The organism is Streptomyces sp. MUM 2J, assembly GCF_022414535.1.
Classification (GTDB): Bacteria; Actinomycetota; Actinomycetes; order Streptomycetales; family Streptomycetaceae; genus Streptomyces.
In genome coordinates, this window is the sequence record NZ_JADWYM010000047.1 from 1 (window position 1) to 15,368 (window position 15,368).

11 protein-coding genes and 3 pseudogenes are annotated in these 15,368 nt (G+C 68.8%); 6 read left to right on the plus strand and 8 right to left on the minus strand.

All coding sequences use genetic code 11. From position 1 onward, the window contains the following. The first annotated feature begins 54 nt into the window (after nt 1–54). Genes I3F54_RS27535 through I3F54_RS27545 form a run of 3 tightly spaced genes read left to right on the plus strand, consistent with a single transcriptional unit; the run spans nt 55 to nt 2,134 of the window. Complete coding sequence (locus tag I3F54_RS27535) at nt 55–225, plus strand: hypothetical protein (RefSeq protein WP_240121629.1); 171 nt, start codon at nt 55–57, stop codon at nt 223–225. After that, nucleotides 222–914 carry an ABC transporter ATP-binding protein gene (locus tag I3F54_RS27540; protein ID WP_240121630.1) on the plus strand — a complete coding sequence of 231 codons (693 nt, stop codon included), beginning with the start codon at nt 222–224 and terminating at the stop codon, nt 912–914. The genes I3F54_RS27535 and I3F54_RS27540 overlap by 4 nt, the downstream gene beginning before the upstream one ends. Then, nucleotides 911–2,134: an ABC transporter permease gene (locus I3F54_RS27545; RefSeq protein ID WP_240121631.1), complete on the plus strand. Its 1,224-nt coding sequence runs from the start codon at nt 911–913 to the stop codon at nt 2,132–2,134. The genes I3F54_RS27540 and I3F54_RS27545 overlap by 4 nt, the downstream gene beginning before the upstream one ends. A 259-nt stretch (nt 2,135–2,393) precedes the next feature. Here I3F54_RS27545 and I3F54_RS27555 read toward each other — a convergent pair whose 3' ends face one another. The 3 genes and pseudogenes from I3F54_RS27555 to I3F54_RS27565 form a co-directional block, all read right to left on the minus strand. Further along, nucleotides 2,394–2,891 (minus strand): HAD domain-containing protein, encoded by a 498-nt coding sequence (locus tag I3F54_RS27555; protein ID WP_240121632.1) that lies wholly within the window; start codon nt 2,889–2,891, stop codon nt 2,394–2,396. Further along, nucleotides 2,888–4,144 (minus strand): annotated as a pseudogene (locus I3F54_RS27560) (IS256 family transposase). The gene I3F54_RS27555 and the pseudogene I3F54_RS27560 overlap by 4 nt, the downstream one beginning before the upstream one ends. A gap of 478 nt (nt 4,145–4,622) precedes the next feature. Then, nucleotides 4,623–4,913 (minus strand): annotated as a pseudogene (locus I3F54_RS27565) (integrase core domain-containing protein); the annotation flags it as partial. 100 nt (nt 4,914–5,013) lie between these two features. On the opposite strand from I3F54_RS27565, the gene I3F54_RS27570 reads away from it, so the two are divergent. Next, a complete protein-coding gene (locus I3F54_RS27570; protein WP_240121633.1) occupies nt 5,014–5,232 on the plus strand; it encodes a hypothetical protein in 219 nt (72 codons plus the stop codon). Next, complete coding sequence (locus I3F54_RS27575; RefSeq protein WP_240121634.1) at nt 5,225–6,724, plus strand: hypothetical protein; 1,500 nt, start codon at nt 5,225–5,227, stop codon at nt 6,722–6,724. Before I3F54_RS27570 ends, I3F54_RS27575 begins: the two co-directional genes overlap by 8 nt. 707 nt (nt 6,725–7,431) lie before the next feature. On the opposite strand, the gene I3F54_RS27580 is transcribed toward I3F54_RS27575, so the two are convergent. Beyond that, nucleotides 7,432–8,598: a pyridoxal phosphate-dependent aminotransferase gene (locus I3F54_RS27580; protein WP_240121635.1), complete on the minus strand. Its 1,167-nt coding sequence runs from the start codon at nt 8,596–8,598 to the stop codon at nt 7,432–7,434. A gap of 310 nt (nt 8,599–8,908) precedes the next feature. Here I3F54_RS27580 and I3F54_RS27585 point away from each other — a divergent pair. Then, nucleotides 8,909–10,189: pseudogene (locus I3F54_RS27585) on the plus strand (IS256 family transposase). A 79-nt stretch (nt 10,190–10,268) separates the two neighbouring features. On the opposite strand, the gene I3F54_RS27590 reads toward I3F54_RS27585, so the two are convergent. The 4 genes from I3F54_RS27590 to I3F54_RS27605 all read right to left on the minus strand — a co-directional run bounded on the left by I3F54_RS27590 (nt 10,269) and on the right by I3F54_RS27605 (nt 14,225). Beyond that, entirely contained in the window at nt 10,269–11,654 is a 1,386-nt protein-coding gene (locus I3F54_RS27590; RefSeq protein ID WP_240121636.1) for an FAD-binding oxidoreductase, read from the minus strand. 277 nt (nt 11,655–11,931) lie between these two features. After that, nucleotides 11,932–12,183: a hypothetical protein gene (locus tag I3F54_RS27595; protein WP_240121637.1), complete on the minus strand. Its 252-nt coding sequence runs from the start codon at nt 12,181–12,183 to the stop codon at nt 11,932–11,934. Nucleotides 12,184–12,276: 93 nt separating this feature from the next. Continuing rightward, a complete protein-coding gene (locus tag I3F54_RS27600; protein ID WP_240121638.1) occupies nt 12,277–12,678 on the minus strand; it encodes a class I SAM-dependent methyltransferase in 402 nt (133 codons plus the stop codon). 371 nt (nt 12,679–13,049) lie between these two features. Beyond that, nucleotides 13,050–14,225 (minus strand): class I SAM-dependent methyltransferase, encoded by a 1,176-nt coding sequence (locus tag I3F54_RS27605; protein ID WP_240121639.1) that lies wholly within the window; start codon nt 14,223–14,225, stop codon nt 13,050–13,052. Between the last annotated feature and the right edge of the window lie 1,143 nt (nt 14,226–15,368).

Here is a 15,368-nt window from a genome sequence, read left to right on the forward strand (position 1 = left end):
GGCGGCGTGAACCACAGCAACACAACTCATAGTCGCACATACGTTTCATTTGACTTGACAGCTACCGGGACGGGGTGTGCCGAAGGCTCGCTGCTGGTGCGCGATCTGGTCAGCGGCGACGAGTGCACCATCTCTGCCACGCTGGCCGCGGCTCGCCTGTCGAATCTGCTCGTGGTCCCCGGTGGGGGCCCCGCGGCGCCGCCCAACTCCAAGGACCGTACATGACCGACCTCTTGTTGCACGCGAACGACCTATCGCTGCGCTTCAGCGAAGCGTCCAAGGATGTAAGGGCGCTGCAAGGCGGCGAAGTCCGCGTGCACCGCGGCGAGATCGTCGCGCTGTTGGGGCGCTCCGGAAGTGGAAAGACCACGTGGATGCATGTTGCCGGACTGCTGGCCCGGCCGGATTCAGGAAGTCTGACGATCAACGGAACCGACGTATTGGCCCTCGACGACACAGCCCGCACCATCTTCCGGCGGGACCGGATCGGGGTTGTCTTCCAGTCCTTCAACCTGCTGCCACAACTGTCATCGGTAGAAAACGTCGCGCTCGCCTCCGTCAAGGGACTGCGTGGAGGCCGTTCCCGGGCCTTGGAGGTGCTGGAGTCCGTTGGGATGAACCACCGCACCGAACACCGCCCTGGCGAACTGTCCGCCGGTGAGCAGCAGCGCGTGGCCATCGCGAGGGCCATGGTGAACGGGCCTACCCTCCTTCTGGCCGACGAACCGACAGGCAACCTCGACGAGGAGACCGAAGGCGAAGCCCTCAGCCAGTTCCGGCGGGCCGCCGACAGTGAGTGTGGTGTCGTGCTGATCACCCATAGCCAGCGCGTGGCTGAGTTCGCCGACACAGTGGCAGTGATGCAGGCCGGTCACGTCACCATGTCGGCCACACGGAAGGTGACTGAGGCATGAGGAGCATCACGCTCGGAATGGTCAACGCGGCACGCTACGCCCGCCGTCTGACCGCTTCACTGATCATCCTGGTGCTGTGCGGAGCCATCGCGCTGGCCGCCGGCACCCTTTCTGCCGCGGGCTCTCAGCAGGCCGACGCGAGCCTGCGGACCGGGTCGGGGCTGCGCCAGATCGACCTGCAGAAATTCAGTGACAGTGGAGACACGGCCAAGCGGCTCACCACCGCCCACCTCGAGGAGATCCGAGCCATGGCCGGCGTCGAGAGTGTGGAGCCGTCCCTGACAGCCTCCATCACCGTGGGCCAGAACGGCGACGGGTTCCCGGTACTGCTGTACGCCAACCTTGCCCGCCCCTCAGTACTTCCCCCGCTCAAGGCATCAGTGCGCGACAAGGTCTTCCCCCTCCAGCCCGGGGAGATCGTGCTTCCCGCCACTGCAGATGGGGAAGACCTGTCCGACCTGCTGGGCAAGACAGTTATGGGTGAGTACACCCGGCGCACGGGCGAAGGCCAGGGAACCGGTGCCAGTGTGCAGGTCAAAGTCGTCGGGATCAGCGACCCCCAGTGGCAGCTCGACGGCCCCAGCGCCGCCCATGCCGCGCCCTCGGACGTGCAGGCGTGGGCGGCCGCTCGGGCCGGGGAGACTCCTGAGCGTTTCCTCGCGAGCCAGGGCTACAACAGCGCGACCGTCGTCGCCAAAACACAAGACCAAGTCGGCTCCGTCTTGACCGAGCTGACGGCCAAGAAGTACTTCGCCGTCAGCGTGCGCGACCGTGTCGCGGACCTGCCCGGAATCCTCGGCCTGTTCCAGTGGCTGTCCAAGGGGTTGCTGGCGCTGCTTGCCCTCGTCGGCATCCTGGCCGGACTGGGAATCGGCGGTGCCGTCGTACGCACTCGCACACGGGAGGTCGGTGTCCTGCGCACCATCGGCTACACCCGGACCGAAATCTTCCGGGCCTTCTCGGCGGAGATCGGCATCCTGGCCCTGGCGGCCGGAGTGATCTCAGCCGTACTCGGCGCGCTGATCGGCGGTGGCAGCGCCGTTGGTCTGTCCGGCCTGGAGGAATTCCGGCAGCAGCTTCCCGACGGCTGGGTCTTCCCCCCTGCGTGGCAGGTGGCGGCGACGGTGATCCTGTCGGTCGCCGCCGTGCTGATCGGGGCTCTGCGACCGTTGTGGCGGGCTGCCTCACTTGACCCGGTTACCGTCCTTCGCGACTGGTAGCAGCGTAACGGGTGGCCACCGCGCGGAACTGCTTCCACTTGTTCACACACCGCTCGACCGCGTTGCGACGACGGTACTGCGCCTTGTCGAATGCCGGCGAGGCGGACGCCGGTAACCCCGATGGTGCGCTCGCCCGCCAGGTGTCCCGGCAGGAGTGGGCCGGAGGCCCCATGGTTGCCCTGACCCTGCCGCACCTGTCACCGGAGCAGCGCGAGCGCCTGGAGCAATTGTCAATTCCTGTGGATCACCGTGGGGAGCCTCAAGTGGCCCGCAGCCATTGATCGAGGACTGCGAAGTCTTCGTTGGTGAGGCCGCGGGACGACGCGATGCGGTGGAGGAAGGCTGGGGTGGGGTGGCGGGTGGACACCCAGTCCCGATCGGCGTCGGTGATCTCGTCGTCGACCCAGACGAACGGGCGTCCGTCCGCCCATGCCGCTAGGGTTCGGGTCTTCCAGTGGAGCCCGAACCACTGGTCCTCGCGTTCCTGCGCGTCGGAGGGTTCCGGCCAGTGCACGACCGGCAGCGGCGGCAGGCCGAGCAGCGGTGCGATGTCGGTGTTCGCCGTCTCCTCCCAGGTGGTGGCCCAGACAAGCTCGCACGGCAGTGCCGCGAGGCGAGGCCCGAGGTGCGGGTCGAGCCGCGTCAGGTGCGAATCTGTCGCGGTGCCTGACGGCTCGCGCTGCGGGCCGTCGCCGAACGGCAGGAGAGGCCCGTCGACGTCCAGGAACAGCAGCGGGAGTTCCTTGGGCTCACTCATGCCGCAACCTCCCGCTCACGCTCGACCAGGACGCCACGTTCGAAGCGGGCGCCGCTGCGGACGAGGGCGACGAGGTGGGGTGCGGTGATCGCGCGCCAGCGGGGGCCTGGGTGGACTCGGCGAGCTTGAACACCCTCGCCAGGGCCGCGGCCGGGCTGCCGGCACCGCGGGTGACCTTGGTCCGCAGCTTCACCGTGCTGAAGGTCGACTCGATCGGATTCGTCGTGCGCAAATGGACCCAGTGCTTGGCCGGGAAGTCGTAGAACGCCAGGAGTTCATCGACGTCGGCGGTGATCTTCTTGACGGCCTTGGGCCACTTCGCGCCGTAGGCGCGCCCGAAGTCCTTCACCGCCTTCTCGGCGTGATCGCGGTCCTCGGCGTTGTAGATCTCCTGCAGTGCCTTCTTCGCGCCGGGCTGGGCCGATCTCGGCAGGGCATTGACCACGTTCCGTGTCTTGTGAACCCAGCACCTTTGATGTCTGGCCTGCGGAAACACCTCGGCCAGGGGCCCGCCACAGCCCCATGGCTCCGTCGCCGACGACGAGCTCGGGATCGCGCATGCCGCGCCGGCGGCAGTCCCGCAGGAGGTCGGCCCAGGACTCGGTCGACTCTCGCAGGCCCTCGGCGAGCGCGATCAGCTCCTTACTGCCGTCGGTGCGCACGCCCATGAGGACCAGGACGCAGGAGCGGGCCTGGCCGAGGCGGACCTTGGGGTGGACGCCGTCGGCCCACACGTACACGTAGTCGGATCCGGACAGGTCCCGGTCCTGGCAGGCGGAGTGGTCCTCGCTCCACTGCTTGGTCAGCCGGGTCACCGTTGCCGACGAGAGCCCGGCGGCCGAGCCGAGGAACTGCTCCATCGCGGGCACGAAGTCGCCGGAGGACAGCCCGTGCAGGTAGAGCAGGGGCAGGACCTCGCTGATCTTCGGGGACTTCCGGCACCAGGGGGCGAGAATCCTGGACGAGAACCGCTTGCGCTCGCCCGTCTCGCCATCGACCCGCTTGTCGTTCACCCGCGGCGCCTTCACCGCAATCGGTCCGGCGGCGGTGGTCACCGTCCGCTCGCGGTGGTGGCCGTTGCGGACCACCAGACGGCGACCGGCCTCGTCCCGCTCGCCCGCCAACTCGGCTATGTACTGGTTGACTTCGGCTTCCAGGGCCGCGGCGAGCATCCGACGGGCTCCCTCACGGACGATGTCGTCCATCAGGGAGCCGCTCTGGGTGGTGCCGTCCTCGTTGACTACGCTCAGCACGGGCGTGCCTTCCCGACCCGCGCTGCAACGCGGGCCTACTCGATGACCAGAAGTCGATCACTCGGGAAGGTACGCCCTCCGCGTTCCGCGAGGCACCCCTCCCGAGCCCGATCCACAGGTCTTGAGCATTGCTCGCGGGCCGGCTGCGCATGGCGCTGTTCCCGTCGCCGAAGCCGATGCCCGCCCGGCGCCGCTCCCGCTCCCGGCAGTACCCCGGTGGCCGGCCGAACCTGTGGCGCACCGCGCGGGGCCGTCGCCGGGGATGAGTGGAGACCACGGTCGTGCGGATCGGCTGGTCCACTCCAGTGCGCCCCACCCGGTGGGGGAGCGCGGAACATCCCGGCACCCGGTGCGCTCGGTGCGGTTCACCGGGCGCACCGGTGCGCCTGCTGACGATGCCGTGCACTCCCACCCTCCGCACCACCGCACCGCACGGCGCGCGGGAGGGGTCTGGTGCAGGTTCGGGTGACAGGTTTGATCACGCGGCCTGGAGGGCCGGTGTGGTCATGACGGTCTCGTATTCGATGGGGGGCAGCCGGCCGAGTGCGGCTTGTCTGCGGCGTCGGTGGTAGGTCCGCTCGATCCAGGTCACGATCGCGATCCGCAGTTCCTCGCGAGTGGTCCAGCTGCGGCGGTCGAGGACGTTCTTCTGCAGCAGGCTGAAGAAGGACTCCATGGCCGCGTTGTCGCCGGCTGCCCCGACTCTCCCTATCGATCCGGCCATCCGGTGGCGGTCGAGCGCCCGGACGAACTTCCGGGACCGGAATTGCCCGGGTTCAACCAGTCGTTGCAACACCCCTGATCAGAGAGGTGTGTTGTACGGTCGCTGACCAAGAGGCACCAGTCCACGCCCGGCTCGCAGAGGGTGTGTGGCTCGGGCTGCCCGCCGACTGGCTGACGGCACGCTGTGGTTGCCGACCCGGCTGCACGAACGGGGCGGGCTGCTGTACCGGACGAGCCAAGAGGGGCGCGGTGACGTCGGGCTACGGCTGGACCAGCTCGGGACCGTCCTGGCCACCTGCGGCGTACTGCACTGCCACGACCAGCACTGGTCGGTGACCAGTAACGGGAGGGCTCTCGTTGACTGAGACCGCACCGGCACCGGGAGTGGTGGAGCCACCGACCGCGTTCGCCTCTCCGCTGACCCTCATCCTCGACGAGGAGCGCACGGGCGGGCGGAGTCTGGAAGAAGCGCTCTTCCTCAGCTTCACCTCCGATCTCGGCTTCTTCGAGGTGGTCGCCCTCGGCGTCACTCAGGCCACCATCGCACGCGTCACGGTGGCGGGAGACGTCTCCATGCCCCGGAACGATCCCCGGTCCGTCCGGCGGGCTGGCCGCAGCTACCTTGCCGGTCTGGCCTACGCCCAGGGTGCCGCGTTCCATCCCAAGCTGATGGTTCTCGCCGGACCGGCGCACGCCACCATCGCCCTCGGCTCCGGCAACACCACGCTGGCCGGGTGGCAGGCCAACGCCGAACTGTGGACGGTTCTGCGGGTGGACGGCGAGCAGAGTCCCACCGCGGTTCCGGAGCTGTCGGCATGGCTGCGCGACCTCTCGGAAGAGGTGAGGTTCTCCGCCGGAGTGCCGCAGGCGCTGGGTCGGGTCGCAGCACTGCTGGACCGGCTCCACCGCGACAGGACATCCACGGCGCCACAGGTCCGCGTCGTCAGCAGTCTGCGTTCGCCGATCATCGATCAGCTGCCGCAGGGGCCCGTCGACGAACTGGCCGTGTTCGCGCCCTTCCACGACCGGCGCTCGATGGCACTGCGGCGGCTGCTCGAACGCTTCCGTCCGAGCCGGTTCACCCTCGCCTACCAGCCCGGACTCAGCGATCTCGACGGTCCGTCGGTAGCCGCCCTGATGAAGGAGTACGACGGACGCGTCATCAGCGAGAACGACCAGCGGTACCGCCACGGGAAACTCGTCGAGTGGGTCTCCGAGGGGCAGCGGTGGGCCCTGACCGGCAGCCCGAACCTCTCCGCTGCGGCCCTGCTGCTTTCCCAGAGCGACGGCGGCAACTGCGAACTCGGCATCATCGCCCCCATCACCTCCACCCTCCTTCCGGAGGACACCGACGAGCCCGCCGCCCGGCTGCACACGGTCCCGCCCCTTCCCCGTCCCATCGCCGGCAGTGGGCCACTGCTGCTCGGTGCCCTACGCGTACCGGACGGCCTGGAGATCAGCGTGGCCCGGCCTCTCTCCGACACCGCTCACCTGGAGTTGTCCCAGGCCGCAGCACCGCCGGAGGTATGGGAGCGCATCGCCGACATCCCGCCCGGACAGGCCACGCTGACGGTGACGGCTCCGGCCGATGCGGGCAGCCGTGTGCGCCTGGTCGTAGTGGGCTTGTTCCGCTCCTCCTCCGTGTCACCGGACGCTTCAGCAACCCCGCGCTGGTGGCACTCGAAGCAGTCGGCGCCGCCGAGGATGCGCCCCTGGTCGGGGCCTGGGCCGACTCTGGCTCGGACTCCAGCGGGGGAGCCTGGGCGCTGGTCGTCTGGCGTCGGCCCGACCTCACCGTGGTCGATGCCCGCCGGCCGATTCCCCTCTGGCGGCATTATCGGCTCACCGGGCTGGTAGGCCCCAGAGCCCTCGCCGCACAGCGCGGCTTCGAATCTGCCACCTCCGTACCCCACGGCCCCCGCAACCGGCCCTTCGACCTGGCCCACCAAGTCCTGTCGGACCTTGGCTTGGCCGGGCCCCGGCCGCCACACTGTGAGCCGTAGCCCGAGGCGAAGCGAGCGAGGGCCATTGATCGGCCGCCGAAGCAGCAACGGGTGTTCAACCGTCGCCGACAAGGGGTTCGAATGCCACGATCACTGAGGGGGCGAGGCCACACTCCGTGCAGCGCACTTGATCGGTGACTCCTCCGTCGGGCCGTTCCTGGCTCCGCGAACGCCTGACCTCGCGGATGCGTCCGCAGTACAGGCGCACGCGCCAGCGTGCGAACTCCGAGGAGCGAGGAGGCGGACCCAGCAGTTCCTGAATGGCCTTGAACTCTGCGTCGGACCATCGCGGTGGCTTGGACACTTGGCGCTGTACCCAGTCCGCCATGGCCACCGCTTCTTCCTGCCGACGGTGATCCGCACGCGTCAACTGGTACTCCTCAAGCGGTACGCCTTGGGCTACGCGTCTGGACTCCACTCTGGCGACGCTACGGGGTTCTGGAGACTGCCGAGTTCGATCGGCCGGTCTGCCCTCGAATGGGTTCAGACCGGCCCGGGAGTCGGGGCCCGCTCACGCCGATGACGGTCTTGGCAGTCTCATCGCGGCGAAGGGGCGTGAGGTCAGGGCGTCAGGCGTTGCAGGCGGTCAGCGGCCTCCTGGAGAACGTCGTCCTTCTTGCAGAAGGTAAAGCGGACCTGGCTGCGGCCGGCGTCGGGGTCGTCGTAGAACACGGAGTTGGGGATGGCGACGACGCCGCAGCGTTCGGGGAGGGCGCGGCAGAAGGCGTATGCGTCCTTCTCACCGAAGGGGGTGATGTCGGTGGTGATGAAGTACGTGCCCTGGGGCTGGTAGACCTCGAATCCGGCCGCACGCAGGCCGTTACCGAGCAGGTTCCGCTTGCGGCGGAGGTCGGCGCGGAAGCCGTCGAAGTACGAGTCCGGCAGTCGCAGAGCTTCGGCGATCGCGTACTGGAACGGGCCCGCGCTGACGTACGTCAGGTACTGCTTGGCCGTTCGGACGGCGGAGACGAGCGGGCCGTTCGCCGTGACCCAGCCAACCTTCCATCCGGTGAAGGAGAAGGTCTTGCCGGCCGAGCCGATGGTGACCGTGCGTTCGCGCATTCCGGGTAGTGCCGCGATGGGGCGGTGTGTGCCCTCGTAGACAAGGTGCTCGTACACCTCGTCGGTGACGACGAGCAGGTCGTGCTCGATGGCGAGTGCGGCGATGGCGCTCTGTTCGTCGCCGGTGAGGACCATGCCGGTCGGGTTATGCGGGGTGTTGAGGAGAAGGAGACGGGTCCGCGGGGTGATCTTGGCGCGCAGCTCGTCCAGGTCCGGTCGGAAGGACGGGGCACGCAGGGTGAGCGGTACGCGCTTCGCGCCGGCCATCGCGATGCAGGCCGCGTAGGAGTCGTAGAACGGCTCGAAGGCGATGACCTCATCGTCCGGCTCCAGCAGCGCCAGCATGGTGGCGGCGATGGCCTCGGTCGCGCCAGCAGTGACCAGGACCTCGGTGCCGGGATCGTAGGAGAGGCCGTAGAAGCGCTGCTGGTGGTCGGAGATTGCGGAGCGCAGTTCAGGGATGCCGGGGCCGGGCGGGTACTGGTTGCCCTTCCCCTCCCGCAGGGCACGGACGGCGGCCTCGCGGACCTCCTCGGGCCCGTCGGTGTCGGGGAAGCCCTGGCCCAGGTTGATCGCGCCCCTCGCGGTCGCCAGCGCCGACATCTCCGCGAAGATCGTTGTCCCGAGTCCGTCCAGCCTTCGGTTCAGCAGCGGCCTGGCGTTCATGTCTCCACCGTTCTCACGCGGATGCTTGTCGGTTCTCAGGGAACCATCCTGACTCATTGCCGGTCATACCCCCGTGGTGAGGGGGCCGCAGTGGGGCGAGGAGCAGGAGCGCCCTGCTCTTCCGGCTCGGTTGTCGGTTCTCGGAGGACGCCGGCCTCCGCCGAGATGTCGCGCAGTAGTGCGTCCCGCAGAGTGTGCAGCGTCGCGATCTTGGCGACCAGGAGTCGGGCCGCGGCGTGCAGGGGTTCGGTCATCGCGTGGAAGGGGAGTGTCCAATAGACGGCGGATCCGATGATCAAGGAGACGCCTGATGAGCGAGTCCATCACCGAGCACGAGGCCGTGGAGGAGCTGGCCGTCGGGTCGGCCGCGGAGGCGGTGTCGGACGAGCAGTTGATCGCGATGCTGGTCGACCGTGCCCGCTCCGACGGGCTGCAGCCGACCGGGGAGGGCGGGCTGCTGCAGCAGCTGACGAAGCGGGTGCTGGAGTCCGCCCTGGAGGGCGAGATCACCGATCGCGTCGGCTATGACAAGCGCGACGCGGCCGGCCGGAACAGCGGCAACAGCGGCAACAGCCGGAACGGCACCCGGTCGAAGACCGTGCTGACCGATGTCGGCCCGGTCGAGGTGAGGGTGCCCCGCGACACCGCCGGCACCTTCGAGCCGCAGGTCGTCCGCAAGCGGCAGCGCCGTCTGACCGGTGTGGACGAGATGGTGCTCTCCCTGTCCGCGAGCTCATCTGGCCGAGGTGTGCGGGGCGGAGGTGTCCAGGCAGACCATCACCACGATCACGGACAAGGTGATGGAGGGCATGGCCGAATGGCAGGCCCGTCCGCTCGATCGCGTCTACCCCGTGGTCTTCGTGGACGTCATCAACGTGAGGATTCGCGATGGCAAGGTCGCCAACCGGCCCATCTATGTGGCCATGGCTGTCACCGTCGAGGGCACCCGCGACATCCTCGGGATCTGGGCCGGCGACGGCGGCGGGGGCGCCATGCACTGGCTCCAGGTCTTCACCGAGCTGAAGAACCGCGGTGTCGAGGGTGTCCTCATGCTCGTCTGCGACGGGCTGAAGGGACTGCCCGACGCGGTCGAGACGGTCTGGCCCCGAACTGTCGTCCAGACGTGCATCGTTCACTTGATTCGCAACAGCATCCGCTACTGCGCTCGTCAGGACTGGGACAAGGTCGCCAAGGATCTCAGGCCCGTCTACACCGCCCCGAGCGAGGCCGCCGCGACCGAGCGGTTCCTGGAGTTCTCCGAGAAGTGGGGCACCCCAAATATCCGGCCGTGATCAAGCTGTGGTCCGACGCCTGGGCCGAGATGGTGCCCTTCCTCTCCCTCGACGTCGAGATCCGCAAGGTCATCTGCAGCACGAACGCGATCGAGAGCGTCAACGCACGCATCCGCAAGGCCGTGAGGACTCGGGGCCATTTCCCGTCCGAGGGCGCCGCGTTGAAGTGCGTCTGCATGGCGCTGATGAGCCTGGACCCGACCGGGAAGGGACGACGCCGCTGGACGATGCGCTGGAAGGCACCACTGAACGCGTTCCAGATCGCCTTCGAAGGCCGACTCACCCCCACCAGCCACTGACCCTCAACAACCAAGATCAGCCGTTGATTGGACAGACCCCGTCACGGAATGTGCGACGGGGCCTCATTCCTGACACCCCTCAGGCGGACGGACTTGGAGGCAGGTTGTAATTGGCGCGGAAGACGTTGGCGGGGTCGTAGACGGCCTTCAACCGCACGAGGCGCCGGTGGGCGTCGTCGTCGTACGCGCTGCAGACCTGCTCGGGGCCGGCGTTCTGCCCTATTCCCATGAAGTTGAGCAGGCGGCCCGTCGTCCGTGAGCGCACCGCGGTGAGGGCCTTCTGCTGCACTGGGGCGACGACTTCGGCGTCGAACGGTTCGCCGAGGGGCGAGAGTATGTAGAACATGAACCGCGCGTCACGGTGGCCGACCGCGTTCGGCACGCCGTTGCGGCGGGCCAGCGCGCCGCCGAGGTGGCGCAGTTCGAGGATGCAGGGAACCGGCGCGTCGGGACCGGCCGCATGCAGCAGAGCGGACGTGTCGGAGGCGGTGAGGTCGTCGAGCATCGCGGTGTCCGCATACCAGGGCATGGATCGCGGAAGATCGTTGTGAATGGTCGGACTCTTGGTGTACGGCATGTCGGTGACCTTCTCCACGAGGGGTGGACCGACTGCCCGGAGCGGGGCGATGAGCCGCTCGCCGTCCTCCGGCTCTCCTGTGAAGGCGATCCTGAGGTGGGCGACGTACCGGCCCCGCAACGGGGCAGGCAGCATGGGGGCGTCCGGCATGCGGAACAGGGCGACCGACGAGTTCATCGCCTCCGGGACGGTTGCGGTCCACTCCGTCCAGGTGTGCAGGAGGCGTTCGACGTGTTCGGTGTCGAAGTACATGCCACCGCCGTAGAGGCGGGTGACCGGGAGCAGACCGATCTCCAGCGCCGTGACCACTCCGAAGTTGTCCCGTCCCCCCAGCAGCGCCCAGAACAGGTCGGGCTCGCTGTCCGGGGTGACCTGGCGCAGTCTGCCGTCGGCGGTGACCACCTCCATGCGCCGAACGTGATCGGCCGCCCATCCGTAGGTCCGCCCCAGCAGGCCCAGACCACCGCCCAGTACGTACGACACCGCCCCGATGTGCGGCGCCGAACCGTCCAGGGGAGCGAGTCCGTGACGTGCGGCTTCCGGGATCACCTGCTCCCAGCGTGCCCCCGCTCCCAGCCGGACGGTGCCGGCCCCGGTGTCGACCCGTACGTCCGACATCCGTCGCGTCGATACCAGCACGCCGCCGTCCAACGCGTTCGACACTCCGTGGCCGGTCGCTTGAACGCCCACCGGCCGGTCGTGTCCTACAGCGAAGTCCACCGCGGCCACCACGTCCTGAGCGGTAGTTGCGGCCACGATCACGTCGGGACTGTGCCGTACGGCGAGCTGATAACCCGTGCGTTCCTGATCGAACCCTTCCTGACCGGGCAGGAACACCTCTCCCGAGATCCGGGACGCAAGGGACTCCGCTTCGGAGACCTGGATCATGACATAGCCCTTTCCACGTGGAACGGAGCAGCGCTCCGCAGAATCGAACATCACGGGGACGTCGTTCCCCCGTGCCGGCCAGCCGTCGTGCCCGGGGCACACCCGTGCTCGGTGCCCGGCTCGGGACGGTGCACCGGCGGACCCGGGGAGGGCTTCGGGCTCGTGTGCCCGTCAGCCGCCGGCACCGGGGCCGCATCGTGGTTCGTCCTCACGTTCGGCCCGGTTGGGCCGCCAGCGCCCGGGCTCCCGTTCGGACCCTTCGGGCGGGAACGTCCCGCTAGATGCTGAACGCCGTGTGCGCGAGGAAGTACGCGACCGGGAAACCGAACGTCACCGCCGAGTCGGTGCCCTGCGACCGCTCGACCTCCTCGACGAGTTCGTCCTCCACCACGGGCCGCCGCCCGGGCGGCACAAGCTCCCAGTTCGCCCGCATCCCGTGCTCCTGAGTCCACGGCACCAGATCCCGGGCGGACCGGGCGACCACCTGGAGCTCCCCGTGGTGCACCACGATCCCGGAGTATCCGGTCATGCAGAGCAGTTCGGGTGTCCCGTCGAGGTCGAGGTGATCGCCGGCGACGAGCCTGGAGGGCGGGGGGCTCGCCTCTATGACGGCCGGATCGGCCTACTCGGCCACCCGGCCGATGTCCAGGTGACCCATCTGCCATGCACCCAGGCCGGTCCGGGTGTCGGGGGCGGTGACGCCCAGGCATCCTCCCGGAGCCAGCAACCTGCTGTAGTCGGCGAAGGCGGCCGGCGGGTCGGGCAGCATCACGATGCTCATGCTGCCGGTGATGATGTCGAAGCTCCCGGGCCCGAAGTCGGGAGCCTCCCCATCCACGTGGTGCACGGTCACGTGGTCCAGGTCTCGGGCCTCCGCCTCCCGCGCCGCCGCCTCGACCATGGGCTCGGCGAAGTCGATGCCCACGGCGGATCCGCGGGGTCCGGTGGCTTCGGCGAGCGGGAAGAGCAACGCACCGCGCCCGCAGCCGATGCCGAGGACGCGCGCCCCTTCGGGAACCCGCACGTGCTCGATTAGCCGTCGGGCGCGGGCTGGAAGAACCGGACCTTGCCGGTGTCGTAGTGGTTGGCGGCCTTGTCGAACACCCCGTCGAAGGCGTTCTGCGTCGTTCCGTCCATGGGAGCTCCGTGTCGTCATCACTCGATGCGTTCGTGTGTGTCATGAGGTCACCGGGAGCGCTTGGGGCCCCGGGCCGGGCTGCCTTCCTCCCACGCCAGTTCTGGCAGCGGCACAGCGAGGCACACAGCGTGGGGAACCGCCGGGTGAGTTGTTTCCGGGACGTCTGCATCTCCGGCCGGCCCAGCGGTGCTCCGATGAAGAAGTGCGGTCGTTGGAATCGCGCAGCAGAGTCTCCTCGTCCTGCAAAGCCACCCGAATCAGCAAGTGGATGCTCCTCCTCGTCGGCGCGGTGCCTGGGAGGCTGCCAGGGGCCCTGCGGCGGACACCCACGCCGGCGCCCCCCGCTCGGTGTTGACGCCCTTCTCGATGAAGGCGATGTTGTGGTGGAGACACACTCCGGAGACTGTCCGGTCGGTGAGCGTGGGTTCGTACGGGTCGTCGCGGACCAGTTGCTGGTGGTTCAGTCCGTCGACGAGCGTCTTGACGAATCCCAAGGAGGTGTCAGGACGGTTGAGGTCGACGCTGCTGCCGCCCCAGCTCGGCCAGTACGACGAGCCGATATCCTCGATGACGTACAGGCCGCCCGGATTCAGGTGCGGGTAGAGCGTGGTGAACGAGGTGATGACGTGCTCACTGACGTGGGTACCGTCGTCGATCACGATGTCGAAGGGGCCGAAACGTTCGGCGAGCGTCCGCAGGGATGCCGCGTCGCCCTGGTCGCCCTCGACGATGCGTGCACGGGGTGCGCCACCGCCGTGCCCGGGCTGGGTGTCGAGCCGGTGAATCACGCCACGGGAGAAGTAGTGGGCCCACATGCGCAGGGACTCGCCGCCGTCGCAGCCGATCTCCAGGACCGAGACAGGGTGGTCGCGGAAGGAGCCGAAGTAGCGCTCGTAGAGGTCGGTGTACCAGTGCGTGCCCCACTTGTCCGCCCCGGCCCGTATCGCGATCTCGGCGAGGTCCAGGCGGGGACCGGACAGCACGTCGCGGACCAGCTTGGCGGCCCGCACGGCGCTCGCGTGCCGGACGACCAGCGGATCACCCGGGTCCAAGCCGGGCCGCCCGCCCGGGACCTCGACAAACATTTCCCGGGTCGCCTGGTGCGGTCCTGCGGGTCCGAACACTGCCTGCAAGGCCTCCGGCAGGTCCTGCCGCACGACCACGTCCGGCTCGGCTGCCCACCCGGCCCGGACCGTCCCGGTCCCGGTCTCCAGGACGAAACCGATCCGGTTGTCGGCGAATCCGAGGTCCCACTGGACCACCGCCGGATCCTCCGGCTCGTCCAGAAGACTCATCCGGGAGACCAGCTCCGCCAGGAATATCTCTGCCACACACTCCGGCCCGTGGGCCCCGATCTCCGTCAGTGCAGAGGTTCTGGAGCCCGCGGCGGCGATAATGCCCTGCACCGGGATTCGTTCGATGCTGCTCTTCATGGTGTCGCTCCCTTGTTTGAGCGCCCGGTCCCGGACCGTCCGGGCGGGGCTGCGTGCAGTCCACGGGCAGCACGCTCAGCCGGCGGGTCATCGGCTGGGACTGGCACCGGACCGCTTGAGGCCGGGCCGAGGCGTGCCGTGGAAACCACGTGAGGAAGGCGTAGGGCTCGGCCTTCGCGCCAGACCGGGCGTAAGGAGCACCGAGGCGGTCGTGGGTGCCGAACCCTGAGCCGGGGTGCCCCTGCCACCCGCCCACAGGGATCGAAGGCGTCGGCGTCCTCGCCCGGTGCCCCGTTGGCCGACACGAGGTTGACCTGCACCGGAGCCCCCTCGGGGATGAGGCATCCACCGAGGTCGATACCCTCTGTCGCGAAGGGCCAGGTGACATGCGGGAACGGTGGGTACACCCGGACCGCCTCCTCGGCCCAGGCCTCGATATCCGTTTCGGTTCTGCGCCGGCTGTCGACCGCTCGGCGCAGGGCAACGTACAGCGCGGCGGCGATCAGGCTGGCGGTGGACCCGTACGCGGCCTCGGCCAGCCCGACGGTCCAGGTGACCACCTTGTGGTCCGTGACCGTCGCGGCCTCCTGGGCGTCCGCACCGGCGAACCGGGCAGGCAGATCGCCCGCGATACCCCGCAGTTCGCGTATCCATCCCCTGGAGCGACGCGGGCTGAAGGCCGGAGCGTGCTGCCGCCGGATCCTGCTGCGGTCCTCACCCTCGCTGAGCCCAGCGTCCGGGCGACGCACGCCATGGGCCGCGCGTCCGTCCGACGCTGGGGCCGCGATCAGCACACGTGTCACCATCATCTCCGTTTTCGTGCCTGCTTCTTCGCCGGGTGCCGTGAGTCTGGCCCCCTGGCCGAGGCGGAACGCGGACGCGGGCCAGAACCCGTTCACTCGTGCAGGCTGCACACCGCTGGGACGGGCCCGTCCCAGGACAGGCCCGTCCAGACGCGGATCGAACGAGGGGTGTGACCCGGCGCGTCGAGGCTGATGATGGTGTGTGCGCCTTCGGCGCTCGACGACGCACTGGCGGGCCCGAAGCCCGGCGAGCACGAGGTGCTGACCCCGATACTGGAGGTCCAGGCGGACGCCGTCGCCGAACAGCACGGCATGCTGCTCATCTCCGACAAGGGCTTCG